The 25,313-nt window shown below is 69.4% G+C and carries 21 protein-coding genes and 6 tRNA genes; 15 read left to right on the plus strand and 12 right to left on the minus strand.

The window, feature by feature from the left end; genetic code table 11:
• Nucleotides 1-119: 119 nt before the first annotated feature.
• From ACWD0J_RS29875 to ACWD0J_RS29890, 4 genes are all read right to left on the minus strand, one after another.
• Nucleotides 120-428, minus strand: coding sequence for an SCO5918 family protein (locus ACWD0J_RS29875; RefSeq protein WP_451498963.1), 309 nt, complete (start codon nt 426-428; stop codon nt 120-122).
• A gap of 49 nt (nt 429-477) precedes the next feature.
• Nucleotides 478-885, minus strand: a complete 408-nt coding sequence (locus ACWD0J_RS29880; protein ID WP_451498964.1) for a CBS domain-containing protein — start codon at nt 883-885, stop codon at nt 478-480.
• Nucleotides 886-930: 45 nt separating this feature from the next.
• On the minus strand, nt 931-2,439 hold the full coding sequence (locus ACWD0J_RS29885) for a DEAD/DEAH box helicase (protein ID WP_451498965.1): 1,509 nt from the start codon (nt 2,437-2,439) through the stop codon (nt 931-933).
• 352 nt (nt 2,440-2,791) lie between these two features.
• The gene (locus ACWD0J_RS29890) at nt 2,792-2,995 is read right to left on the minus strand and encodes a cold-shock protein (RefSeq protein ID WP_014145516.1); all 204 of its coding nucleotides are present in this window, start codon (nt 2,993-2,995) and stop codon (nt 2,792-2,794) included.
• Between the two features lie 581 nt (nt 2,996-3,576).
• On the opposite strand from ACWD0J_RS29890, the gene ACWD0J_RS29895 reads away from it, so the two are divergent.
• The 4 genes from ACWD0J_RS29895 to ACWD0J_RS29910 all read left to right on the plus strand — a co-directional run bounded on the left by ACWD0J_RS29895 (nt 3,577) and on the right by ACWD0J_RS29910 (nt 5,287).
• Nucleotides 3,577-3,741, plus strand: coding sequence for a hypothetical protein (locus tag ACWD0J_RS29895; protein WP_451498966.1), 165 nt, complete (start codon nt 3,577-3,579; stop codon nt 3,739-3,741).
• A 44-nt stretch (nt 3,742-3,785) separates the two neighbouring features.
• The gene (locus ACWD0J_RS29900; RefSeq protein WP_388542102.1) at nt 3,786-4,082 is read left to right on the plus strand and encodes a hypothetical protein; all 297 of its coding nucleotides are present in this window, start codon (nt 3,786-3,788) and stop codon (nt 4,080-4,082) included.
• A 102-nt stretch (nt 4,083-4,184) separates the two neighbouring features.
• On the plus strand, nt 4,185-4,841 hold the full coding sequence (locus ACWD0J_RS29905) for a hypothetical protein (protein WP_451498967.1): 657 nt from the start codon (nt 4,185-4,187) through the stop codon (nt 4,839-4,841).
• Nucleotides 4,838-5,287 (plus strand): DUF6907 domain-containing protein, encoded by a 450-nt coding sequence (locus ACWD0J_RS29910; protein WP_451498968.1) that lies wholly within the window; start codon nt 4,838-4,840, stop codon nt 5,285-5,287. The genes ACWD0J_RS29905 and ACWD0J_RS29910 overlap by 4 nt, the downstream gene beginning before the upstream one ends.
• A 148-nt stretch (nt 5,288-5,435) precedes the next feature.
• On the opposite strand, the gene ACWD0J_RS29915 is transcribed toward ACWD0J_RS29910, so the two are convergent.
• The 4 genes from ACWD0J_RS29915 to ACWD0J_RS29930 all read right to left on the minus strand — a co-directional run bounded on the left by ACWD0J_RS29915 (nt 5,436) and on the right by ACWD0J_RS29930 (nt 10,501).
• Nucleotides 5,436-5,508: transfer RNA gene (locus ACWD0J_RS29915), tRNA-Lys, on the minus strand.
• 198 nt (nt 5,509-5,706) lie between these two features.
• Nucleotides 5,707-7,260, minus strand: coding sequence for an amino acid permease (locus ACWD0J_RS29920; protein WP_451498969.1), 1,554 nt, complete (start codon nt 7,258-7,260; stop codon nt 5,707-5,709).
• Nucleotides 7,261-7,578: 318 nt separating this feature from the next.
• Nucleotides 7,579-9,696: a DEAD/DEAH box helicase gene (locus ACWD0J_RS29925; protein ID WP_451498970.1), complete on the minus strand. Its 2,118-nt coding sequence runs from the start codon at nt 9,694-9,696 to the stop codon at nt 7,579-7,581.
• A 283-nt stretch (nt 9,697-9,979) separates the two neighbouring features.
• Complete coding sequence (locus ACWD0J_RS29930; protein WP_451498971.1) at nt 9,980-10,501, minus strand: hypothetical protein; 522 nt, start codon at nt 10,499-10,501, stop codon at nt 9,980-9,982.
• A 247-nt stretch (nt 10,502-10,748) separates the two neighbouring features.
• Here ACWD0J_RS29930 and ACWD0J_RS29935 point away from each other — a divergent pair, with 247 nt between their 5' ends.
• The 9 genes from ACWD0J_RS29935 (at nt 10,749) to ACWD0J_RS29975 (ending at nt 18,590) form a co-directional block, all read left to right on the plus strand.
• Complete coding sequence (locus tag ACWD0J_RS29935) at nt 10,749-11,099, plus strand: metallopeptidase family protein (RefSeq protein ID WP_451498972.1); 351 nt, start codon at nt 10,749-10,751, stop codon at nt 11,097-11,099.
• A gap of 110 nt (nt 11,100-11,209) precedes the next feature.
• Nucleotides 11,210-12,793 carry a metallophosphoesterase family protein gene (locus ACWD0J_RS29940; protein ID WP_451498973.1) on the plus strand — a complete coding sequence of 528 codons (1,584 nt, stop codon included), beginning with the start codon at nt 11,210-11,212 and terminating at the stop codon, nt 12,791-12,793.
• 80 nt (nt 12,794-12,873) lie between these two features.
• Nucleotides 12,874-12,946: transfer RNA gene (locus ACWD0J_RS29945), tRNA-Glu, on the plus strand.
• 38 nt (nt 12,947-12,984) lie between these two features.
• Nucleotides 12,985-13,059, plus strand: a tRNA-Asp gene (locus ACWD0J_RS29950).
• A 24-nt stretch (nt 13,060-13,083) separates the two neighbouring features.
• Nucleotides 13,084-13,160: transfer RNA gene (locus ACWD0J_RS29955), tRNA-Phe, on the plus strand.
• Between the two features lie 680 nt (nt 13,161-13,840).
• Nucleotides 13,841-13,910: transfer RNA gene (locus tag ACWD0J_RS29960), tRNA-Phe, on the plus strand.
• Nucleotides 13,911-14,062: 152 nt separating this feature from the next.
• Nucleotides 14,063-18,040, plus strand: a complete 3,978-nt coding sequence (hrpA, locus tag ACWD0J_RS29965) for an ATP-dependent RNA helicase HrpA (protein ID WP_451498974.1) — start codon at nt 14,063-14,065, stop codon at nt 18,038-18,040.
• Between the two features lie 92 nt (nt 18,041-18,132).
• Nucleotides 18,133-18,207: transfer RNA gene (locus ACWD0J_RS29970), tRNA-Asp, on the plus strand.
• Between the two features lie 158 nt (nt 18,208-18,365).
• Nucleotides 18,366-18,590 (plus strand): DUF6274 family protein, encoded by a 225-nt coding sequence (locus tag ACWD0J_RS29975; protein WP_451498975.1) that lies wholly within the window; start codon nt 18,366-18,368, stop codon nt 18,588-18,590.
• A 458-nt stretch (nt 18,591-19,048) separates the two neighbouring features.
• Here ACWD0J_RS29975 and bldC read toward each other — a convergent pair whose 3' ends face one another.
• Nucleotides 19,049-19,255 carry a developmental transcriptional regulator BldC gene (bldC, locus tag ACWD0J_RS29980; protein WP_003949541.1) on the minus strand — a complete coding sequence of 69 codons (207 nt, stop codon included), beginning with the start codon at nt 19,253-19,255 and terminating at the stop codon, nt 19,049-19,051.
• Nucleotides 19,256-19,809: 554 nt separating this feature from the next.
• On the minus strand, nt 19,810-20,652 hold the full coding sequence (locus ACWD0J_RS29985; protein WP_451498976.1) for a hypothetical protein: 843 nt from the start codon (nt 20,650-20,652) through the stop codon (nt 19,810-19,812).
• Between the two features lie 223 nt (nt 20,653-20,875).
• Between ACWD0J_RS29985 and ACWD0J_RS29990 the strand changes: the two genes are divergently transcribed.
• Both ACWD0J_RS29990 and ACWD0J_RS29995 read left to right on the plus strand, forming a co-directional pair.
• A complete protein-coding gene (locus tag ACWD0J_RS29990) occupies nt 20,876-21,973 on the plus strand; it encodes a Leu/Phe/Val dehydrogenase (RefSeq protein ID WP_451498977.1) in 1,098 nt (365 codons plus the stop codon).
• A 294-nt stretch (nt 21,974-22,267) separates the two neighbouring features.
• Complete coding sequence (locus tag ACWD0J_RS29995; protein WP_451498978.1) at nt 22,268-22,519, plus strand: DUF3073 domain-containing protein; 252 nt, start codon at nt 22,268-22,270, stop codon at nt 22,517-22,519.
• Between the two features lie 116 nt (nt 22,520-22,635).
• Here the strand turns inward: ACWD0J_RS29995 and purM are convergent, their stop codons facing one another.
• Both purM and purF read right to left on the minus strand, forming a co-directional pair.
• Entirely contained in the window at nt 22,636-23,721 is a 1,086-nt protein-coding gene (gene purM / locus ACWD0J_RS30000; RefSeq protein WP_451498979.1) for a phosphoribosylformylglycinamidine cyclo-ligase, read from the minus strand.
• A gap of 62 nt (nt 23,722-23,783) precedes the next feature.
• Nucleotides 23,784-25,313, minus strand: coding sequence for an amidophosphoribosyltransferase (gene purF / locus ACWD0J_RS30005; protein WP_451498980.1), 1,530 nt, complete (start codon nt 25,311-25,313; stop codon nt 23,784-23,786).

The following is a 25,313-nucleotide window of genomic DNA, read 5'->3' on the forward strand; positions in this document are numbered from 1 at the left end:
GTGGCGCCGAGAAGTTCACGCTGGGCGGTCTCGGTGTCGAAGAAGACGATCGCGGCACCGGGGTTGGTCACCTTGAAGGCGGGCCCTCTCCGCTGTTCGGCTCGCGCCGGTCCCGTCGGTCAGACGGACACGGGAGTACCAAGCATCACGGAAGCCCGTTGGAGCGGACTTTCGCTACGCGCGGGGGCGGCCTTGGGGAGAGCGCGGCAGGTGAAGCCGAGCTGAGCCATGGCCCTGAGGACTTCGCCGGCGCTGAAATCGCGGCGGTCCTGGTGAGTGATGACCTGGCCGACCTGTTTGACCGGGTAGTGGCGTCGTCCGATGATCACGGACTCGCCGGTGACCGGCTCGGGCTTGACACCCTTCATCGATTCCAGCACGCCGATCTTGGTCAGATCGAACGGGAAGCGGGCGATGACACAGCGCATGATGCCTCACAGGGAGAAGGGGAGACGGGGCCGACCGCGGTGCAGCGGTTCAGCGGGAGAGGGCGAGAACACCCAGGGCGCTGCCGTGTCCGTCGGCCACGGGCAGGCGCCCGAGCCGCCCGTGGGGCATCGCGTCCTCGGCTTCGGCCCTCGTGGTGGTCAGCGCTGCGGCGAAGGGCCCGCTGCCGTCGGTGATGTCACGCAGGCGGATCCGGTCCGTGTATCCGGAGCTGTCCCGGACGGCGGTGAGCCGGGCTTCGGTGACCAGGCCGACGTGCCCGCCGTCCTCGTCGCAGACGACCAGCCGACCCGTACGGGCGGCGGCCATCACGGACAGCGCCACCTCGACGGTCATGTCGTCCCAGACCTGCGGTCCGGCCGTGTCCATGGCGTCGGCCACCGCGCCGTGCCCGAGGTGGGCACTCGCCGGGCGGGACTGCGTCTTGACCAGCGTCAAAGGGTGCCTCCTGCGGAGTCGGATCGGCTTCCTGCCACGAAGGTTCTATGCGGCCGCACCGGCGGCGGACTGCCGTACGGGGGCGCGGCGGGTCGCCGAAGCGGGGCGGCGTCGGCCACGTGAGGTGGCGCCGCTCCTCCTGGGGCGTTCGACCACCGGCGCGGTGATGACGACCGGGATGCCGGAAGGAGCCTGGGCACCGGTGATGCGGTGCAGGGCCTCTTCCCCGACGCGGACCTGGGTGGTCTGCGGGACGATGCCGGCCGCGGCCATGAGGCGGGTCATCTCGCGGCGCTGGTTCGGGGTGACCAGGGTGACGACACTGCCGGACTCGCCGGCGCGGGCGGTACGGCCGCCGCGGTGGAGGTAGTCCTTGTGGTCGGTCGGCGGGTCGACGTTGACGACCAGGTCGAGGTTGTCGACGTGGATGCCGCGCGCCGCGACATTGGTCGCCACCAGCACGTTGACGTGCCCGGTCTTGAACTGCGCCAGCGTGCGGGTGCGTTGCGGCTGCGACTTCCCGCCGTGCAGGGCGGCGGCCCGCACCCCGCTGTTGAGCAGGTCCTGGGTCAGCCGGTCGACGGCGTGCTTGGTGTCCAGGAACATGATCACGCGGCCTTCGCGGGCGGCGATCTCGGTCGTGGCGGCGTGCTTGTCGCCACCGTGGACATGCAGGACGTGGTGCTCCATCGTCGTGACCGCGCCGGCCGACGGGTCGACCGAGTGCACGACGGGGTCCGTCAGATAGCGGCGCACGAGCAGGTCGACGTTGCGGTCGAGGGTGGCGGAGAACAGCATGCGCTGGCCCTCGGGGCGGACCTGGTCGAGAAGGGCGGTGACCTGCGGCATGAAGCCCATGTCGGCCATCTGGTCGGCCTCGTCGAGGACGGTGATGGCGACCTGGTTCAGCCGGCACTCGCCGCGGTCGATGAGGTCCTTGAGGCGTCCCGGGGTGGCGACGACGATCTCGGCGCCACCGCGCAACGCACTCGCCTGCCTGCCGATCGACATCCCGCCCACGACCGTGGCCAGTCGCAGCTTCACGGAGCGGGCGTAGGGGGTGAGCGCGTCGGTGACCTGCTGCGCCAGCTCACGCGTCGGTACGAGGATCAGCCCCAGCGGCTGCCCGGCCTCGGCGCGCTGCCCGGCCGTACGGGCCAGCAGCGCCAGCCCGAAGGCGAGGGTCTTGCCGGAGCCGGTGCGCCCGCGGCCCAGTACGTCCCGGCCGGCGAGGGAGTTCGGCAGGGTCGCGGCCTGGATCGGGAACGGTACGGTCATGCCGTGCGAGCCGAGCGCCGCCAGCAGCTCCCCGGGCATGTCGAGATCGGCGAAGCCCTCCACGGCGGGAAGCGCCGGGGTGATCGTCTTGGGGAGAGCGAACTCCCCCTGGATCGCGGCGGGTCGGCGGCCGTAACCGCCGGAACGGCTCGGCCCGCCGGAACGGCTCGGGGCCGACGAGCCGAATCGGCTGCCACCCCTTCCGGAGTCCCGTCCGGAGTCGGCACCACCGTTACGGGTGCGGGCGAAGCGGTCGTTCGTGCGTGTGCGGTTCATGCGGGACCTTCCTCGATGCGGCACATACCAAGGAATTCCCGCAGCGATGAGCAGCACGGAGAATTGCAAGAATGGGCCGGTGGAACGCGAAAGCGAATCTGGCCGACGGGAAACCCGTGCGGACGCAGGCGCTGAGATAAGTGACGCGATGTGGATGCGAGATCCGGAGCGTCTGCTGCGGCGTGGCTGTGAGGGGACCGCGATGCGTCTGCATCCCGGAGAGGATCCGTGCGCGGTGACACTGCGCGTTCTCGGAGTCGTCGTCTCACAGTGAAACCACTGCGGAAAATGCGAGCAGCTGGGGCCCGCACCCCGAAGGATGCGGGCCCCAGCTGCAAAGTACGCGTCAGCGTCAGGCGAGAACGATGTTCTCAGCCGTCGGGCCCTTCTGGCCCTGCGCGATGTCGAAGGTCACCTTCTGGCCCTCGAGCAGCTCGCGGAAGCCCTGGGCGGCGATGTTCGAGTAGTGGGCGAACACGTCAGCGCCGCCACCGTCCTGCTCGATGAAGCCGAAGCCCTTTTCCGCGTTGAACCACTTCACGGTACCAGCAGCCATGTCATTTCTCCTTTGGGGCAGTGCATCGGCGTCCGCACTGCGCGGACGCCGTGTCGCCGCGATGATCACCCCGCCCGGAAAAGACCGGAAATACAAAAGTGCTCCCAGTCGCTCAGAAGCCGACCGGAGAGCACTTGAAGTTTCGGGAACCACAACTGCAACTGAGATCGACAGTAGCACACCACAACGGCCGGCGTACGACGAAGATCCCCACCCTATTTATTGCGACAAAGAATCTGTCTACATGTTCCGCTAAAACCTCACCCCACGGGCACAGATATTGATTCATCCGGTGCGCAATATTGCGAGAGAGCATGAGGCCCTCCACCGTCGGCCGCCTGACGGAACCTCAGCCCCAGGTCCGGATCCCGGTGGTTGCTCCGCGAGAGGCCGAACCAGCCGCCACCGCGGTCCGCGTCTCGTGCTCACCCCACGTACGCGCCGGCGTACCGCTCCGGAATCCGCTCACGCAGACCCGAACACCACAATCCGCTCACCGCAGCCGGGGCGATAGCGAGGTCGGTTGCTGCATCGAACCGCCACAGTGGTTCACCGCTGGCCGGGTCGACGGCCACGATCCTTTGGCGAGAGAGATCGACCTGCTGGACCAGGTAGATGCCGGAGTCGGCGGCACCGAGACCAACACCGACACGAAAGTGCGCGCCGGCGGGACGGGCGCCTGGCCCATCGAGACCGACAAGCAGGTCGCGCAGGCACGCCACTGTCCACTCATCGGTCGCGAGTAGAGAAGAATACGAGTATCTTTTGGTACCCGAGAGAGGATGTCGGCATGGGAATCACAGAGGAAGCCCGGAGTAGGACAACCCGGACAACGGCACCGTTGAAGGTCGATGCGGCCATAGACGAGCTGATCGCGGACGGCGCCCACTTCCTGGGAATGACGAAGAAGGACCTGGTCGCGGAGGCCGTCCGAACCTACTTGGAGATCCGCCGTGAGGAGGTTCGGGCCAGCATGCTGGAGAAGATGCGCAAGCTTGACGGATCCGTCGAGTCGAGCGTCTCGCTGCTCACCGGACTGTCGCCGGAGCGGATCAAGGAACTCGGCGGAGTAGGTAAGGACGACTGATCGGTGCAGCCCGCTCGCCCCACCCTCCGCGCGCTCCGCGAGGACCTGAAACTCCCGCTCCCGTCAGCCCGGGACCCGCTCGATGAACTGGATCATCCGATCTTGGCCAAGGCCCGGGAACGCTTCGCCGACAGCGAGTCGGGGCAGGAGCGGATCCGCTCGATCGATGATGAGGTGCTCTTCAAAGTCAAGGTCCAGCGCTGGCGCGGAGCGATCTGGACGGACGAGGACCTGCCCTGGCTCATCGCCGCCGGGCAACGCGAGGACGGGTCGCCGGACGACTTCTACTCAGCCCTGGAGACGTCCGCGATGGCGGCACGAGCCCGCTACAACGCCGACAAACGTCAGCCCCTGAGCACCAAAACGTACGTAGGGCATCTCCTCCCTGACCAAAACGACCGTGACCGCTACCAGCTCGAAGCCGGTACGCGGCTTGTCCGCCATCTCGCTGTGGCTGTCCGGGAGCTGGCTCGTGGATCACTGCACGACGGGCATGAACACGCCGCCGACTTTCCCACCTTCCGCCTCGGCATCCTCGTACGCGCCGACGACGGCCATGAGACCTATGTCGCCGTGCGCATCACCGGCTCCATCCCGGAAGATCTCATCGCGGTCATCCTGCGCCATGTCCCCGGCTGCGATCCCACCGTCTGGTACCCCGAGTACGCCCTCCCCAGCCGCCCCCTTCTTCCCGCCGAGCAAGCCTGGTCGACCCTCATGGATCCGAAGGCCGCGGCTGAACTCCTGAACGAGGAATGAGCTGGGATCCTCACCCCTCTCCGCCTCAGGGCCAACCGGCTATCGGACCAAGGAACCCGTGCGACCACGGGCCTGTCGCCGTCTGGGAACCCGACTGGTGCACGGGAAGCGAGGAAGAGCATCAGCCCGGCGGCTACCGCGTCGACATCACTCACGCGAGCCCTGACTACGAATTCACGACCTCAACGAGCCGTGGCACAGCGGTGATCCTGCGTGCGTGCTTCGAACAACGCCCCTTCACCGAGCTCCCACCCGGTCACGTCCCCTTCGTGAACGTCGAAATGGATGGCGGCTGGCATCCACATGGTTCCGACGACTTGCGCCACCTCTCGGACACTCTCGCGGCACATACGGATCGGCTTCGAGAACTCGCCGACCGCCTCGACGGTGTCACCAATGCCTTCAATGCCCCACAGGGGAGCACGGCCTACGGCAGCGAACCCTGAAGAAGGAGGCGGTGACTGAACAAGCCACGCTGTCTGTCGGCACACCCGCTCACGCAGACGTCCTCCCCACATGGCACGACCCCGACCGGAAGAACCGGTCGGGGCCACAAAACGGCTGGTCAGGGCCACGAAGTGGCCTCGCCACCGGTAGGCCCTGTGGGACTCGAACCCACAACCAATGGATTAAAAGTCCACTGCTCTGCCAATTGAGCTAAGGGCCCAGGCGATGTTGCCACCCCGAGCATAGCCGCACGCGGCCGTGTCTCCGATCGGGTATCGGGGACACGGCCGCGCCGGACGGTCACCGCCGGCCGTGGCCGGCCCGGAGTGTCAGGGAACGACCACGACGGGCCCGGAGTGCCGGGATCGCCCCTCACCGGCCCGAGGTGTCGGGGATCGGCCGCAACAGCCCCGGAGCGTCACGGATCAACCGGCTCGGGCGCGTTCCCGCGCGCCGCCTCCCTCGCCCGGGTCCGCTCGTGGTCGGGGTTCAGGAACCAGTGGCGGGCCGAGGCGAACCACCAGGTGGCCGCGGAGCCGAGGACGGCGAGGACCGCGAACGGGGCGTAGTTGAAGGTCTCCCAGGTGACCGGGGAGACCTGCGGCAGCATGAAGAGGACCGTGATCACGCCGACCCAGCCGACCGCCACCACGCCCACCGCCCGCGACCAGCGGCCCAGGTGCCACGGGCCCCGTTCGAAGGCCTCGCCCTTGCGCAGCCGTAGCAGGGTCGGGATGACGTAGGCGATGTACAGGCCGATCACGGCGATCGAGGTCACCGCCGCGTACGCCGTCACGTTGATCAGATACGGCAGACCGAGCACCAGCGCGCCGCCCGCCGCCAGCCACACCGCCGCCACGGGTGTGCGCGTACGCGGGTTCACCGAGTGCCAGACACGTGAGTACGGCAGCGCCCCGTCCCGGGAGAAGGCGTAGATCATGCGGCTGTTGGCGGTCACCGACGCCATGCCGCAGAACAGCTGCGCCCCGATCACCACGAGCAGCAGCAGTTTGCCCGCCGTCGCGCCCAGGGCGTCCAGCAGGATCTGGGCGGGCGGCGCTCCCGTCGGCGAGGCGAGGGCCCCGTCGTACGACTGGATCGCGAAGGTGAAGCCGAGCAGCAGCACGAAACCCGCGATCCACGACGTCCAGATCGAGCGGACGATGCCCTTGGGGCCCGCCGTCGACGCGTCGCGGGTCTCCTCCGTCATGTGGGCGGAGGCGTCGTAGCCGGTGAAGGTGTACTGGGCCATCAGGAGGCCCAGCAGCACGACGTACACCCCGCTGCCCCAGCCCGTGTTGTTCACGAACTCGCCGAACACGAAGGACACCGACTGGTGTTCGTCGGGGACGAGGGTCAGCGCGCCGACGATGACCGCCACGCCCAGCACGTGCCACCACACGCTCACGCTGTTGAGCAGACCGACGATCCGGACGCCGAAGGTGTTCAGCAGGCCGTGCAGCACCAGGATCCCGGCGAACAGCAGGACCGTCCGGCCCGGTGTCACCTCGAAGCCGAACTGGAGGTTCAGGTACGCGCCCAGGAACGACGCCGCACCGAAGTCGATACCGGCGGTCACCGCGACCTGGCCGAGCACGTTGAACCAGCCCGTGAACCACGCCCAGGCGGCCGCGGTCCGGGGCGGGGCCAGGCGGTGCGCCCAGAAGTACAGGCCCGCCGACGTCGGGTAGGCCGAGCAGATCTCGGCCATGGCGAGTCCGACGAACAGCGTCATCAGGCCGACGGCCACCCAGCCCCACGTGATCACCGCCGGGCCGCCGGTGTTCATGCCGAACAGGTACAGCGTCAGGCAGCCCGACAGGACCGAGATGATCGTGAAGGAGACCGCGTAGTTGGAGAACGCCGACATGCGGCGGGCGAGAACCTGCGTGTAGCCGAGCTGGGCAAGCCGTTCCTCGTCCGAGAGACCCGAGAGACCGGAGTGTCCGCTCGCTGTGGCGTCATCTGTCATGCCCCCAGCAATTCCCCTGCCGGAGGCGTGACACACGTCACAACTTGGCTAGAAAGTGGCCCTACTTGTGGCCCAAGGGCTCCAGGGCTTGCCCCGACCCCTCCAGCGTGTGGAAGACGCTTTGCCGGCCCGCGCCGTCATGGCACGGCGGAAGCGGCGACGAGACGCAGGCGTACTAAGCGCCACACGCGTCTCATGGGTCTCATGGGTCTCACGCGTTGGCTGATCCCACCGCCCGGTACCGGGAAAACGCCGTGGCCCCCACCGGTTCGGTGGGGGCCACGGCGCGTGCGTCAGTGGTACGAGCGTTGCGGACGGTCAGCCGTTGCGCTTCCAGCGCGGCTTGTCGTCACGGCGGCCGAAGGAGCCGGTGCCCGTGCCGGTGCCGGTGGTGCGGTGGTCGTCACGACGGCTGGTCGGACGGTCGTGGCCGCCGGGGCGGAAGCCGGGACGGTCGGCCTGGCGGTCGCGGTTGAACGGACGGTCGCTGCCACGGTGGCCGCCCCGCTCGTCACGGCGCTCGAAGGAACGGCCGGCGGCGGGACGCTCGTCGCGACGGAAGCCGCCACGGTCGTCACGGCGCTCGAAGGAACGGCCCGCGGCGGGACGGTCGGTGCGGTCGGTGCGGTCGCCCCGGTCACCACGGTCGTCACGGCGCTCGAAAGAACGGCCGCCACGGTCGTTACGGTCACCGCGGTCGTCCCGACGGAAGCCACCGCGGTCGTTGTCCCGACGGTCGTCGCGACGGAAGCCACCGCGGTCGTCGCGGCGCTCGAAGGTACGGCCGCCACGGTCGTTACGGTCGCCCCGGTCGTCACGGCGGAAGCCACCACGGTCGTTGTCGCGGCGCTCGAAGGTACGGCCGCCACGGTCGTTACGGTCACCGCGGTCGTCCCGGCGGAACCCGCCACGGTCGTTGTCGCGGCGCTCGAAAGAACGCTCCGCCTTGTCGACGTCCTGCGCCAGCGGCTGCTCGGGCACGGACACCTCGGCCGCCGCGGCGGTCGCCGCCTGGGCCTCGGCCACCGCGGTCTCCGGGTCCTCACCGCGCTCGCGGGCGGCCCGGGCGACCAGCCGGTCGGCCTCCTCGCGCAGCTCGGTCGCGCGCCGCTGCGCCCGCTCCAGCTGCTTGGTGAGGTCCGCGACCTCACGCTCGGCCTGCTGCGCCGCGTTGCCCGCGGACTCGGCCTGGACCTCGGTCATCGACCGGGCACCGGTGATCTCGGCGACCTCCGGGTCGAAGGCCGCGCCGCCCTGGATGATGTGGCGCCCGGCGTCGACGCCGGCGTCCTCCATGAGGCGGAAGATCTGCCGGCGCTGGTGCGGCAGCGACAGCGAGACGACGGTTCCGGTACGGCCGGCACGGGCCGTACGGCCGGCACGGTGCAGGTAGTCCTTGTGGTCACCGGCCGGGTCGACGTTCAGCACGAGGTCGATGCCGTCGACGTGGATGCCGCGCGCGGCGACGTCGGTGGCGACGAGCGTGTTGACGTAGCCCTTCTTGAAGTCCTCCAGCACGCGGGTACGCGCGCCCTGCGTCATCCCGCCGTGCAGCGCGTCGGCCTTCACGCCGGCGTCGCAGAGCTGCTCGGCGATGCGGTCGGCGCCCAGCTGGGTGCGGACGAAGATGATCGTGCGGCCCTTGCGGGAGGCGATCGCGGCGGTGACCGGCGCCTTGTCCTTGGGCTTCACGATGAGGACGTGGTGCGACATGGTCGTGACGTTGCCCTGGGCGCTGTCGACCTCGTGCGTGACCGGGTTCGTCAGGTAGCGCTTGACCAGCGTGGAGATCTCGTTCTCCATCGTGGCCGAGAACAGCATGCGCTGGCCGCCGCCCGGAATCTGGTCGAGCAGCTCGGTGACCTCGGGCAGGAAGCCCAGGTCGGACATCTGGTCGGCCTCGTCGAGGACGGCGACCTGGACGTTCTCCAGGGAGCAGGCGCCGCGGGTGATGATGTCGCGCAGCCGGCCGGGCGTGGCGACCAGCACGTCCACGCCACGCTCCAGGGCGTAGATCTGGTTGCTCATCGACGTACCGCCGCAGACGACCTTCATCTTCAGGCCGAGCACGTCGCCGTACGGCTGGAGGGCGTCCGCGACCTGCATCGCGAGCTCACGCGTCGGCGTGAGGATGATGCCGCGGGGCTTCTTCTTCTCCGTGTGGCCCTCGGACAGGCGCGTCAGCAGCGGCAGACCGAAGGAGAGGGTCTTGCCGGAGCCGGTGCGGCCGCGGCCGAGGATGTCCTTGCCGGCCAGGGCGTCCGGGATGGTCGCCGCCTGGATCGGGAAGGGGGAGGTCACGCCGTTCTGCGTCAGCTTGCGCACGACGCCCTCGGAGAGACCGAGACTGGCGAAGGTGACCTCGGGGGTCCCGGTCGTGTCGTCGTTCTCGCCGTTCTCGGGCGCGACAGCGTGATCAGTGAGGGAAATGGACATGCGTATGCGAAACCTTCCGGAGTCTCGTCGGCACGCGCCCGTCAACTCCGTGTTTCGCAATACGACCGCCTCGATGCGGTCCGCCACGGCAAAGGAGAGTACGCGCCACACGGCGCGCTCTGCGTTGGCGCCGGGCATTGGGATCAAACGATCTATCACCATACGCACCCACCACCCCCGAAGGCAAACTGAGCCCCATCGGCGCAGGCCACACGGGTTGCCCCCGGCCTCGGCCACCGGCTGACGCCGCTCCTCACCTCCCGCCACGGCCCGTGCTCGGGCACTACGCCGGCGCCCCCGCCTCCGGTGCCGGCTCCCGCTGGACCATTTGCGGTCCCGGAGGCTCGTGCGCCGAGGACGACGGCTCGGCGACCGTCGGTTCGGGAGTCGGCGAGGCGGGCGGCGGGGTCGGCGTCGGCTGCGGTTCGACGGTCCGGGTGGGCGTCGGCTCGGCCCTGGTCGGCGACGGCTCCCCCGGCTTCTGCGGCTTCGGGGGCCGGCCGCCGGCCGACGCCGACGCGCTGGCCTTCGCCGACGGCGAGACCGACGGCTCGGCGGACTCGCCCTTGCCCTTCTTGTGCTTGCCGTGCCCGCGCTTGCCGTCACCGCCCACCGCGGCGCCGCCCGCACCGCCGCCCGTCCCCGCCACCCCGCCGTCGGGCGCCTCACCACCCCGGGGCCCGGCCGACCGGGACGGCTTCGCGCTGCCGCCTCCGCCGTCGTCGCCCACGCTCATGCAGCCGGCGGCAGCGGCGACGGCCATGACCGTGGCGGCCAGACGGACGGGTACGTACAAGGGGCGCACGAGCAGCCACCTCCGGTGGAGGGTGAAGGAGTCAACCCGTTCAACTCCCGCCGCCCACAAGAGGACACGCGCCCCGTGACGAACGCCCTCACCCCGCACGGGCCCGTCCCCGCCGCCGTGTCCCGTGCCGCCTCGTTCACGAGCTGAGTGACACCAGGGCGGCCCGGTCCGTCCGTCGTTCCCCCGTGGCGGACGGACCGGGCCTCAGGCTCTCCGATCACGCGACTTGTCGTTGACAATGGGCCGTGTGCTGGAGATGACGCGCGACGCGTTCGAAGAGCTGGTGAGTGAGGCCCTGGACCAGATCCCGCCTGAGCTGACGCGGGTCATGGACAACGTGGCGGTGTTCGTGGAGGACGAACCCCCGGCGGACGACCCCGAGCTACTGGGTCTCTACGAGGGGACACCGCTCACGGAGCGCGGCGAGTGGTACGCGGGGGTCCTCCCCGACCGGATCACGATCTACATGGGTCCGACCCTGCGCTTCTGCGAGACGAAGGAAGACGTGGTGCACGAGGTGGCCGTGACGGTCGTCCACGAAGTGGCGCACCACTTCGGCATCGAGGACGCGCGGCTCCACGAACTGGGCTGGGGCTGACCTCCTGGCGGTCCCCTCCAGCACAGAGCCCGTCCTCCGGTACGCGGCGTCCGGAGGAGAGTGATGCGCACGTCCGCATAGGCACACACGGACTTGGGCATACGCGACCAATGGTCCGCGTCCCCGTAGCCGTCCGCACCCTGATGCACCCGCTCCGCAGAGCCCCGCGTGTCCTGGCCCGCCACTACCGCACCCGCCGCCCCCACCCGGCCGCCGAACTCGTCCCCCAGCCGCATCCCTGGGTCCGCGCCTTCGGTCTGGTCGCGGTCGTCGTGCTCGGCGCCTGGCTGGGCCTGCTGATCGTCGGCGACGTACGGGCCCCGGTCGGTCCCATGAACACGACGATGACCCTGCGCCCGTCGTTCACCGGCGGCACGAAGATCAACGTCTCTCCGCTCGGCGCGCTGCAACTGGACAGCCACCACGCCCCGGTCCGCCTGGACGTCAACGTCGACCAGCTCGACCCGGTCCGCTCGCAGGCCCTCGTCGACCACCCCGAACGCCTCACCGGCCTCCAGGACGAGGTCAGCCGGGATGTCCGGCACGGCACCCTCGACCTCGCCGTCCGCTCCTGCGTCGCCGTCGTCTCCGGCGCCACCGCCCTCGGCCTGGCGGTCTACCGCCGCCCCCGCCGCGCCCTGGGGGCAGGCGGCCTGGCGCTGACCCTCCTGGCCGCCTCGGGCGGAACGGCGTACGCCACCTGGAACCCCGAGTCCGTCCTGGAACCGAAGTTCTCGGGCCTGCTCTCCTCCGCCCCGTCCCTCGTCGGCAACGCGCGCAGCATCGTCACCGAGTTCGACGTCTACCAGAAGGAGCTGGCCCGCCTGGTGACGAACGTCACCAAGCTGTACGACGCCACCTCCACGCTCCCCGCCTACGCGCCCGACCCGTCCACCATCCGCGTCCTGCACGTCTCCGACATCCACCTCAACCCGGCGAGCTGGAAGATCATCAGCTCGCTGGTGGAGCAGTACAAGGTGGACGTGATCGTCGACTCCGGCGACACCATGGACCACGGCTCGGCGGCGGAGAACGGCTTCCTGGACCCGATCGAGGACCTCGGGGCGCCGTACGTCTGGGTGCGCGGCAACCACGACTCCATGACCACCCAGCGCTACCTGGACCGCCTGAAGAACGTGCACGTCCTGGACGACGGCCGGGCCGAGACCGTGGCGGGCCTGCGCTTCGCCGGCATCGGCGACCCGCAGTTCACCCCCGACCGCTCGACGCGGCCCGGCGCCGAGGCGTCCCAGGAGCTGGCCGGCGCCCGCCTGGCCTCGGCCCTGCGCGACCAGCGGACGGCCGGCACCCCCGTCGACATCGCCGTCGCCCACGAACCGTCGGCGGCCCGCGAGGTCGACGGCACGGTCCCGATGGTCCTGGCCGGCCATGTCCACCACAACGAGATGGAGGTCATGCGCTACGGCACCCGGCTGCGGATCGAGGGCTCGACGGGCGGCAGCGGCCTGCGTGCCGTGGAGGGCACGTACCCCGACCCCATCGAGGCGTCGATCCTCTACATGGACCGCGACAGCCGTCGCCTCCAGGCCTGGGACGAGATCAGACTGGGCGGCCTGGGCCTGACGACGGCCGAGGTCAGCCGCCACCTCGTGAAGGAGAACCAGCCGAACGGCCCGTCCCCGACACCATCGCCGACACCGTCCTCCCCCGCCCCCTCCATCCCCGTCCCGTAAACCGTTTTGGCGATCCCTCCCGCCATCCCATATGCTTCTCACGTCCCCGACGCGCTGCAAAGCGCCCAGGCGGGCCGATAGCCCTCATCGTCTAGCGGCCTAGGACGCCGCCCTTTCAAGGCGGTAGCACGGGTTCGAATCCCGTTGGGGGCACGCAGTACGGTGTGCGACACTGTCGTACGCAACAGCTAGGTCCTGTGGAGCAGTTTGGAGTGCTCGCCACCCTGTCAAGGTGGAGGCCGCGGGTTCAAATCCCGTCAGGACCGCTGAGGTTTCTCCGGAAGCCTCGTGGCTGGGTAGCTCAGTTGGTACGAGCGATCGCCTGAAAAGCGATAGGTCGCCGGTTCGACCCCGGCCCCAGCCACCACCTCCAAGGGCCCCGACCAAACGGTCGGGGCCCTCGTGTTCCCCCCTCCAACCCTCGACCTCTCCCGCACCCCCGCTCGCCACCCTGTCAAGGTGGAGGCCGCGCCCGCGGCGCAGCCGCAAACGGGTACAGCAAATCCCGTCAGGACCGCTGAGGCTTCCCCGGAAACCTCGTGACCGGGTAGCTCAGTCGGTACGAGCGATCGCCTGAAAAGCGATAGGTCGCCGGTTCGACCCCGGCCCCAGCCACCACCTCCAAGGGCCCCGACCAAACGGTCGGGGCCCTCGCGTTCCCCCCTCCAACCCTCGACCTCTCCCGCACCCCCGCTCGCCACCCTGTCAAGGTGGAGGCCGCGCCCGCGGCGCAGCCGCAAACGAGTACAGCAAATCCCGTCAGGACCGCTGAGGCTTCCCCGGAAACCTCGTGACCGGGTAGCTCAGTCGGTACGAGCGATCACCTGAAAAGCGATAGGTCGCCGGTTCGACCCCGGCCCCAGCCACCACCTCCAAGGGCCCCGACCAAACGGTCGGGGCCCTTGTGTTCCCCCCTCCAGCCCTCGACCTTTCCCGCACCCCCGCTCGCCACCCTGTCAAGGTGGAGGCCGCGCCCGCGGCGCAGCCGCAAACGGGTACAGCAAATCCCGTCAGGACCGCTGAGGCTTCCCCGGAAACCTCGTGACCGGGTAGCTCAGTCGGTACGAGCGATCACCTGAAAAGCGATAGGTCGCCGGTTCGACCCCGGCCCCAGCCACAGTCAAGGCCCCGATCTCCGGATCGGGGCCTTCTTGTATGCCGGACGCCGGACGCCGGACTCGCACTCGGACGCCGGCTGCCGGGCTGCCGGACTGCCGGACGCAAAAGCGTTCGCCACGATTTTCCGCGGGATGAGATCCTGGACCGCGTATGTCTACGCACCCCGCCCCCGGCGCCTCCGCACCGGGCACCCCCGTCCTCGGCGATCTCGCCTCCCGCCTGACCGAGCTGTCCCTGCGCGACGCGCACCGGCTCGGGCGCAGGCTTGAAGGCGCGCGCCGGATCCGCACGTCCGACGCCCGGGCCGCCGTTCTCGCCGAGATCGAGACGGAGACCGCCAGGGCCGAGGAGCGGATGCGTGCGCGGCGCGGGCGCGTGCCCGCCGTCAGCTATCCCGAGCAGCTGCCCGTCAGCCAGAAGAAGGACGACATCGCGGCCGCCATCCGCGATCACCAGGTGGTCATCGTCGCCGGTGAGACCGGGTCCGGGAAGACGACGCAGATCCCGAAGATCTGTCTTGAGCTCGGCCGTGGCGTCAAGGGCATGATCGGGCACACCCAGCCCCGTCGTATCGCCGCCCGTACCGTCGCCGAGCGCGTCGCCGAGGAGCTCGACACCCCGCTCGGCGAGGCCGTCGGCTGGAAGGTGCGGTTCACCGACCAGGTGAACCCGGACGCCACCTTCGTCAAGCTGATGACGGACGGCATCCTGCTCGCCGAGATCCAGACCGACCGCGAGCTGCGCGCCTACGACACGATCATCATCGACGAGGCCCACGAGCGGTCCCTCAACATCGACTTCCTGCTGGGATATCTGGCCCAGCTGCTGCCCAAGCGGCCGGATCTGAAGGTCGTGATCACCTCCGCGACCATCGACCCCGAGCGCTTCTCCCGGCACTTCTCCAACGCGCCGATCGTCGAGGTCAGCGGCCGGACCTATCCCGTCGAGGTGCGCTACCGGCCGCTCCTGGAAGAGGACGGCGAGGACTCCGACCGCGACCAGATCACCGCGATCACCGACGCCGTCGAGGAGCTGATGGCCGAGGGCAAGGGCGACATCCTCGTCTTCCTGTCCGGCGAGCGGGAGATCCGGGACACCGCCGACGCGCTGGAGAAGAAGAAGTACCGGTTCACGGAGGTCCTGCCCCTCTACGCCCGGCTCTCGCACGCCGAGCAGCACCGCGTCTTCCAGCAGCACACCGGCCGCAGGATCGTTCTGGCGACCAACGTCGCCGAGACCTCGCTGACCGTCCCGGGCATCAAGTACGTCATCGACCCCGGCTTCGCCCGGATCTCCCGCTACAGCCACCGCACCAAGGTCCAGCGGCTGCCCATCGAGCCGGTCTCGCAGGCCAGCGCCAACCAGCGCAAGGGCCGCTGCGGGCGCACCAGCGACGGCATCTGCATCCGGCTGTACAGCGAGGAGGACTTCGAGGGCCGGCCCGAGTTCACGGACGCCGAGATCCTCCGGACGAACCTCGCCTCCGTCATCCTGCAGATGACCGCCGCCGGTCTCGGCGAGATCGAGAAGTTCCCCTTCATCGACCCGCCGGACCACCGCAACATCCGCGACGGCGTCCAGCTCCTGCAGGAACTGGGCGCGCTGGACCCGGAGCAGAAGGACGTACGCAAGCGGCTCACGCAGCTGGGCCGCAAGCTCGCCCAGCTGCCCGTCGACCCGCGGCTGGCCCGGATGGTCCTGGAGGCCGACAAGAACGGCTGCGCCCGCGAGGTCATGGTCATCGCGGCCGCGCTGTCCATCCAGGACCCGCGCGAACGCCCCGCCGACAAGCAGACCCAGGCCGACCAGCAGCACGCCCGCTTCCGGGACGAGACGAGCGACTTCCTCGCCTATCTCAACCTCTGGCGGTACGTGCGCGAGCAGCAGAAGGAGCGCGGGTCCTCGTCGTTCCGCCGGATGTGCAAGCAGGAGTACCTGAACTTCCTGCGCATCCGCGAATGGCAGGACATCTACTCGCAACTGCGCACCGTCGCCAAGCAGATGGGCGTCCACCTCAACGAGGACGACGCGCCCGCCGACCGCATCCACGTCTCCCTCCTGGCCGGCCTGCTCTCGCACGTCGGCATGAAGGACGTGAAGGACGGCAACAAGAACGAGTACCTGGGCGCGCGCAACGCCAAGTTCGCGATCTTCCCCGGTTCCGCCCTGTTCAAGAAGCAGCCGCGTTTCGTGATGTCCGCCGAGCTGGTGGAGACTTCCCGGCTGTGGGCCCGGGTCAACGCCAAGATCGAGCCGGAGTGGGTCGAGCCGCTCGCCGAGCACCTGATCAAGCGGACGTACAGCGAACCGCACTGGGAGAAGGACCAGGCCGCGGTGATGGCGTACGAGAAGGTCACGCTGTACGGCGTGCCGATCGTCGCGCAGCGGAAGGTGAACTACGGCCGGATCGACCCGGAGACCTCCCGGGAGCTTTTCCTCCGCAACGCCCTGGTCGAGGGCGACTGGCGTACCCACCACAAGTTCTTCGCCGACAACCGCAGACTCCTCAGCGAGGTCGAGGAGTTGGAGCACCGGGCGCGGCGCCGGGACATCGTCGTCGACGACGACACACTGTTCGACTTCTACGAGCAGCGGGTCCCCGAACACGTCGTCTCCGGCGCGCACTTCGACTCCTGGTGGAAGCACAAGCGGCACGAGCAGCCCGACTTCCTCGACTTCGAGCGCGAGATGCTCATCCGGGAGTCGGCTCAGGCGGTCACCAAGGACGACTATCCGGACGCGTGGCGCCAGGGGCCGCTGAAGTTCCGGGTGACCTACCAGTTCGAGCCGGGCGCGGACGCCGACGGTGTCACCGTCCACATCCCGCTCCACGTCCTCAACCAGGTCACGGACGAGGGCTTCGACTGGCAGATCCCGGGCCTGCGGGAAGAACTCGTCACCGAGCTGATCCGGTCCCTGCCGAAGCCGATCCGGCGCAACTACGTGCCGGCGCCGGACTTCGCGCGGCGGTTCCTGGACACGGCGGTCCCCCTCCAGGAGCCGCTGACCACGACCATGGCCCGCGAGCTGAAGCGCATGGTCGGTGTCCCCTTCACCGCCGACGACTTCGACTGGTCGAGGGTCCCGGAGCATCTGCGCATCACCTTCCGGATCGTCGACGAACGGCGCCGCAAGCTGGCCGAGGACAAGGACCTTCAGGCGCTGAAGCTCCAGCTGAGGCCGAAGGCGCGCAAGGCCCTCTCGCAGGCCGCCGCGGCCACCGCCGAGCGGCAGGGCGGCGAGTCCCTGGAGCGCACGGGCCTGACCGACTGGACGATCGGCTCCCTGACCCGGGTCTTCGAGACGCGCCGGGCCGGGCAGCCGGTGAAGGCGTACCCGGCGCTGGTCGACGACGGACCGACGGCGAACACCGTCTCCGTCCGGCTCTTCGACACCGAGGCCGAGCAGGCCGAGGCGATGTGGAAGGGCACCCGGCGGCTGATCCTGCGCGCCATCCCGGTCAACCCCGCGAAGTTCGCGTCCGAGAAGCTGACCAATGCGCAGAAGCTCGCCCTGTCCGCGAATCCGCACGGGACGATCCAGGCCCTGTTCGACGACTGCGCGATGGCGGCGGCGGACAAACTGATGGGCGACTTCGGGGGTCCGGCGTGGGACGAGGAGTCGTACCGCAAGCTCTACGAGAAGGTGCGTGCGGAGATCGTCGACACGACAGTCCGTGCGGTGGATCAGGTGCAGCAGGTCCTGGCGGCCTGGCAGGCCTGTGAGCGCCGTCTGAAGGCCGTACGCAGCCCCGTGCTGCTGCCGAACCTGGCCGACGTACGCAAGCAGCTGGACGCCCTCGTGAAGCCGGGCTTCGTGACGGAGGCGGGGATACGCCGGCTGCCCGACCTGATGCGCTATCTGGTCGCCGCGGACCGGCGGCTCCAGCAGATGCCGACGAACGTCCAGCGGGACACGGCACGCATGGAGAAGGTCCACGAGATGCAGGACGAGTACGCGTGGCTGCTGGAGCAGATGCCGCAGGGCCGCCCGGTCCCGTCCTCGGTCCTGGACATCCGCTGGATGATCGAGGAACTCCGGGTCAGCTATTTCGCGCACGCGTTGGGCACCGCGTACCCCGTCTCCGACAAGCGGATCGTGAAGGCCATCGACGCGGCGGCCCCGTGACCGGGCCCGCACCCCGGGTGAGTTCGACCCGGGGCTCACCCTCCTGTACAGTTTCGTCTCGCAGCGCACCGCACGAATCGCCTGCGAAACCTGGTCCTGTGGAGCAGTTTGGAGTGCTCGCCACCCTGTCAAGGTGGAGGCCGCGGGTTCAAATCCCGTCAGGACCGCAGTAATCGAGAGAGCCCGGGTCTTCGGACCCGGGCTCTCTCGCGTTCCGCCCTCCGGCGCGAAGCCCCCGCGGGGCCCCACGCCGTCTTGACGGCGCCTCGTTCCGCCGGTACCCAGAGACCAGGGCTCGCTTCCCTGCGGACTCCGGAGGTGGCGTATGGCGGCATCGGGCAGGCACGAGACGCGGGCGTTGCTGCGGGCACATCTGGCGGCCGCCTCCTCCTACCGCCATCTGACGCGCCACTGCCCGATCTGCCACCGCCTGCTGCGGCTGGCGATGGATTCCGCCCCGCAGGCTCCACAGGCTCCACAGACCCCGACGGCCGCCCGGACGCCGGACCGGGGCGCGGGCGTCGCGGACGAGAGTCCCGCCCCCGCGTGACCCCCGACAGCTCCCGGCCCCGGCCGCCGTCGAACGCCGGAACCCGTGCCTCCTCTAGCGCACATGAGCCAGAGGCAAAAGGACTCTGGCATGTGACGGGTGTCACCGCATGAGTTTTTGAAACTGCGGTACTTACGCCTCACCTACAACTGGTCAATTTAATATGTGCAATTGCACCAGCCTCAGAGGGTGTCCACAGCAGATCCGACACCCCTCCCCAGACTCCGACAAGGCCGCTCACAGGGCCGCCCCTCTCCCCACGTTCCGCGCACAAAAAAGATCGCGCTGGACCCGGCGGAGTCCAGCGCGATCTACGACGCACCCGGCGTGCTGTGCTGAGAGCCCCCCAAAGGGCTTGGGCGAGGGGTCTGTTGGGGCAGACCCGCGTCGTTCGGAGCTATGGCGTGGGCGCTGCGGCACGTGGGGGACCTGCCGGTTTTGCCCGGTTATTCAGTTGTTCAGGCCTCGCTGCGCTGCTGCGGGATGCCCGCGAGCAGAGCGCGGACCTCAGCCTCGCGGTAACGGCGGTGCCCGCCGAGCGTGCGGATGGATGTGAGCTTGCCGGCCTTCGCCCACCGCGTGACCGTCTTCGGGTCGACGCGGAACATCGTGGCGACCTCAGCCGGGGTCAGCAGCGGCTCGGCATCAGGGGTGCGAGCGGTCATGAGCGGCCTCCTCGGGAGAACCGAACCTTCTCGGTTCTTTCCTCTAAATTCTGCACCTTGACCCGCGTTGCCCGAAATGGCGGACGCGAGTCGAGTCGGTTATAGGACGAACGGCTTGTCCTCGGCACTACAACTACACCATCTGTCCAGCCGCGTCGGCCAAACCGATGGAATTGCCCCTCCAGGTGTTCATCAGCGACGGAAGCCGATGGACCATGCCATAGCGGACAGTCACGCCACTGTGACGATCAGTCACAGGACGATCAGGAGTCATCAGACCCCCCAAAGCAGTGCAATGCTGAGATTCCGCCCACATCACGATGCAACAGGACGGAAGGAGTCCTCCCCGGACTCCTTGTCCTATTTTGGCATGAGGAGGGGCAAGGGACGCAAGGGCCGCGTACGTGCGGTCCGTCACCCTTGACACACTTGGGACGAACGCCCGGATCGGGACCTACGTCCCTTGCTGACGACACCTCAGGACATACGCCGGTCCGAGGACGAAACCCCAAAACGGGCGCCAGGTCAAACGTCAGTTCGTTACCGAGGCGAGTTCAGTTCGCCGACCTGCGGTCCCGCACCGACCGCCAGCGCTCCACGAGCCGCCCGTACGCCTCGCCCGCCGCGGGCCCGTCACCGTGCCGCAGCGCCTCGATCCCCTCGGCCACGTCGGCCGCCGAGTGGTCGTCCTCCAGCTCGCCGGCCGGCAGCGCGTGCACCAGGCCGCCGTAGTCCAGCTCCACCAGCGAGCGCGGATGGAACTCCTCCAGCCAGCGGCCCACGTCGATCAGCCCGTCGATCAGCGGTCCCTCGTCGATGGCGTCCTTGAGCGCCCGCAGGCCCCTGGCCACGCGCCTGCGGGCCTGCACCATGGGCGTGCGGTAGCGCAGCATCGGCGGGATCTCGCCGGAGCCCTCGTCGAACCGCCGCTCCTCGTCGGACACCAGCACGAACCAGTTGAGCGGCACCTGCCAGGTCGCCGTACGGATCCAGGGCCGCGCGTCCGGGTTGCGGGCCAGCCAGCGCTCGTAGTCCTGGGCCGCCTGCCGCCGTACGACCGGGGGCAGCACCGCGTCCAGGACGGGCGGCGGAAGCTCCTCGGGGAGCCCGTCCAGGGCCTGCCAGCCGCGCAGCCGGGTGCGCCACGGGCACACGCACACGACCCCGTCCACGTCGAGCACGAAGGCGTCGCCGCTCTCGTGCACCGGCACCGGGATCGGCGGGGTGGGCAGCAGGTCGGCCAGGGAACGGCGCAGCTCGTCCTGGTAGGAGGGGCGGTCCGGGCGGCGGGCGTAACGCGCCCAGTGGCCGCGCTCCGGCTCGGGGAAGGCGGCCAGCGGTTCGTACACGCGCAGATAGGTCGCGTACGGGACGATCACGGAGGACACCTTGGGCACGCCTGCTCCCTCCCCCGCCGTCTGCCAGGAAAACCTGCTGAACCCGCACACGACGAGCGGGAAAACCATGCAAATCGTCGCACGGACGCACGCCGGGAGCAGGGGATCCCGAGCACTGCTCGGATGACGGGGCGCGCAGGCTCTAATCTCGTGCTCACAGCCCCCGCCATCCGCACGGGAGCTGGCCTCCCGACCGCCGCTACTTACTTCAGGAGTCACCACCGTGACCGACGTAACCGGCGCACCTGCTGATGTACTGCACACCCTGTTCCACACGGACCAGGGCGGTCATGAGCAAGTCGTGCTCTGCCAGGACCGCGCCAGCGGTCTCAAGGCCGTCATCGCCCTCCACTCCACTGCCCTGGGCCCCGCGCTCGGCGGCACGCGCTTCTACCCGTACGCGAGCGAGGCGGAGGCCGTCGCCGACGCGCTGAACCTCGCGCGCGGGATGTCGTACAAGAACGCCATGGCCGGTCTGGACCACGGTGGCGGCAAGGCCGTGATCATCGGGGACCCGGAGCGGGACAAGACCGAGGAGCTGCTGCTGGCCTACGGCCGGTTCGTGGCCTCGCTCGGCGGACGGTACGTCACCGCGTGCGACGTCGGGACGTACGTCGCCGACATGGACGTCGTGGCCCGCGAGTGCCGCTGGACGACCGGGCGCTCCCCCGAGAACGGCGGCGCGGGCGACTCCTCCGTGCTCACCGCGTACGGCGTCTACCAGGGCATGCGGGCCTGCGCACAGCACCTGTGGGGCGATCCGTCGCTGCGCGGCCGTACGGTCGGCATCGCGGGCGTCGGCAAGGTCGGCCGTCACCTGGTGCGGCACCTGCTCGACGAGGGCGCCGAGGCCGTGATCACGGACGTGCGCGCGGAGGCCGTCCTGCGGATCCTCGACGAGCACCCGACGGGCGTGCGCGCCGTGACCGACACCGACGCGCTGATCCGGGTCGACGGCCTGGACATCTACGCCCCCTGCGCGCTGGGCGGGGCGCTGAGCGACGCCTCCGTGCCCGTGCTCACCGCCCGGATCGTCTGCGGCGCCGCCAACAACCAGCTCGCCCACCCGGGCGTCGAGAAGGACCTCGCCGACCGCGGGATCCTCTACGCGCCGGACTACGTGGTGAACGCCGGCGGCGTCATCCAGGTCGCCGACGAGCTGCACGGGTTCGACTTCGAGCGGTGCCGGACGAAGGCGGCGAAGATCTACGACACCACGCTCGCCATCTTCGCACGTGCGAAGGCGGACGGGATTCCGCCGGCCGCGGCGGCCGACCGGATCGCCGAGCAGCGGATGGCGGAGGGGCGCCGGGGGCGCTGAGCGGCACCTCGCGGGTGCGACCGGTACCCGTCGGCGCGCACGGGGAGAGAACTCTCACGTCCGTCGGCGGGTCGCCTGCCGAGAAGTGGTTAAAATCGCGGTTGACCAGCGGGGACGGGGCTCCCCGAGGGTTCTGGGTCCAGGCACGTCCTGCGGGCGACGTACCGTATGGGCGTGGGCTCAGGTACCGTGGAAGCCCTACGGACCGGTCTCTCCACGGAGAGTCCGTTCCAGATCATGAACGCGTGTCAAGACTCTGGGGCCGTCGAGCCCCGTCACCGAGGGGGTCGAGCCATGGGGCGCGGCCGGGCCAAGGCCAAGCAGACGAAGGTCGCCCGCCAGCTGAAGTACAACAGCGGCGGGACAGACCTGTCGCGTCTGGCCAGCGAGCTGGGCGCTTCGACTTCGAGTCAGCCGCCGAATGGCGAGCCGTTCGAGGACGACGACGAGGAAGACGACCCGTACGCCCAGTACGCGGATCTGTACAACGACGACGAGGACGAGGACGACCCGTCCGGTCCTGCGTCTCAACGCCGTGGCGCGTGATGTCCTCGGCGGCTTAGCTGTGCTCTACCCGGTCCGGCGCTTACGCGCCGGACCGGGTTTTGTGCTGCCGTCACGGGCTGCGCACCGGCCTTCTCCTCGCCACCGCAAGGGTCCGGTCAGGCGTGGTCGCCGACCAGTTCCGCACCCGTCCCGTGGTCGCCACGGTCCGTGATCTCGCCGGTCACCCAGGCTTCGACCCCGCGGTCGGCCAGGATCGCCAGGGCTACGTCCGCCGAGTCCTGCGGGACGATCGCGATCATGCCGACGCCCATGTTCAGGGTCTTCTCCAGCTCCAGCCGCTCGACGCGTCCGACCGTGCCGACCAGGTCGAACACGGGGGCGGGGGTCCAGGTGGAGCGGTCGACGACCGCGTGGAGTGTGTCCGGGATCACACGGGCCAGGTTGGCGGCGAGTCCGCCGCCCGTGATGTGCGAGAAGGCGTGCACCGCCGTGGTGCGGGTCAGCGCCAGGCAGTCCAGCGAGTAGATCTTGGTGGGCTCCAGGAGCTCCTCGCCCAGCGTGCGGCCGAACTCCTCGATCCGCGCGTCCAGCGACAGACCGGCCTGGTCCAGCAGGACGTGGCGGACGAGCGAGTACCCGTTCGAGTGAAGACCGGAGGCCGCCATGGCGATGACCGCGTCACCCTTACGGATGCGGTCGGGGCCGAGCAGGTGATCGGCCTCCACCACGCCCGTACCGGCGCCGGCGACGTCGAAGTCGTCCGGGCCGAGCAGACCGGGGTGTTCGGCCGTCTCGCCGCCCACCAGGGCGCAGCCGGCCAGGACACAGCCCTCGGCGATGCCCTTGACGATGGCGGCGACCCGCTCCGGGTGGACCTTGCCGACGCAGATGTAGTCGGTCATGAACAGCGGCTCGGCGCCGCACACCACGATGTCGTCCATGACCATCGCGACCAGGTCGTGGCCGATCGTGTCGTAGACACCCAGCCGGCGGGCGATGTCGACCTTGGTGCCGACGCCGTCCGTGGCGGAGGCCAGCAGGGGACGCTCGTAGTTCTTGAGGGCGGAGGCGTCGAAGAGGCCGGCGAAACCGCCGAGGCCGCCGAGGACCTCGGGGCGCTGTGTCTTCTTCACCCACTCCTTCATCAGCTCGACGGCGCGGTCGCCCGCTTCGATGTCGACACCGGCGGTCTTGTATGACGCCGCTGCGGCGCCGCCTTCGGCACTGGGGGTCTCAGGCATGACGAGGAGAACTTTCGTGTCGTACTGCGGGGAGGGCGGGCTGTCGGACCGGCGACCGGCGGCTACGGGCGGCGGATCGCGTCGGACGCGGCCGTGGCGGCGGGCCCTGCGGCCAGCTCGGTCTCCAGGAGCTGCTTGCCGAGCAGCTCGGGGTCCGGGAGCTCCATCGGGTACTCGCCGTCGAAGCAGGCGCGGCACAGGTTCGGCTTGGCGATGGTGGTCGCCTCGATCATGCCGTCGATGGAGATGTAGGCCAGCGAGTCGGCGCCCAGCGAGGTGCCGATCTCGTCGATGGTCATGCCGTTGGCGATGAGCTCGGCGCGGGTGGCGAAATCTATGCCGAAGAAGCAGGGCCACTTCACTGGCGGGGAGGAGATCCGGATGTGGACCTCCGCCGCGCCCGCCTCGCGGAGCATGCGCACCAGGGCGCGCTGGGTGTTGCCGCGCACGATCGAGTCGTCGACGACGACCAGACGCTTGCCCTTGATGACTTCCTTCAGCGGGTTCAGCTTCAGCCGGATGCCGAGCTGCCGGATGGTCTGCGAGGGCTGGATGAACGTACGTCCGACGTACGCGTTCTTGACCAGGCCGGCGCCGAAGGGGATGCCGGACGCCTCGGCGTAGCCGATCGCGGCCGGGGTGCCGGACTCCGGAGTCGCTATGACCAGGTCGGCGTCGACCGGGGCTTCCTTGGCGAGCTTGCGGCCCATCTCCACACGGGAGAGGTACACGTTCCGGCCGGCGATGTCGGTGTCCGGGCGGGCCAGATAGACGTACTCGAAGACGCAGCCCTTGGGCTTCGCTTCCGCGAATCGGGAGGTGCGCAGGCCGTTCTCGTCGATGGCGACGAACTCGCCCGGCTCGATCTCGCGGACGTAGGCGGCGCCGCAGATGTCGAGGGCGGCGGACTCGGAGGCGATGACCCAGCCGCGCTCCAGGCGGCCGAGGACCAGCGGGCGGATGCCCTGCGGGTCACGGGCCGCGTACAGGGTGTGCTCGTCCATGAAGACGAGCGAGAAGGCGCCCCTGACCTGCGGGAGGATCCTCGCGGAGGCCTCCTCGATGGTCAGCGGCTTGCCGTCGTCGTCGACCTGGGCCGCGAGCAGCGCGGTGAGCAGGTCGGTGTCGTTGGTGGCCGCGACGCGGGTCGAACGGCCGTTGGTGTCCTTCGGGAGGTCGGCGACCATCTCGGCGAGCTGCGCCGTGTTGACCAGGTTGCCGTTGTGGCCGAGCGCGATGGAACCCTGCGCGGTGGCACGGAACGTCGGCTGGGCGTTCTCCCACACGGAGGCGCCGGTGGTCGAGTAGCGGGCGTGTCCGACCGCGATATGACCCTGGAGCGAACCGAGCGAGGCCTCGTCGAAGACCTGGGAGACGAGACCCATGTCCTTGAAGACGAGGATCTTGGAGCCGTTGCTGACCGCGATTCCCGCGGATTCCTGGCCTCGATGCTGGAGGGCGTAGAGCCCGAAGTAAGTGAGCTTGGCGACCTCTTCGCCGGGAGCCCAGACACCGAAGACGCCGCACGCGTCCTGGGGGCCTTTCTCACCGGGGAGCAGATCATGACTGAGTCGTCCGTCACCACGTGGCAC

Source organism: Streptomyces sp. NPDC003011, from assembly GCF_053591515.1.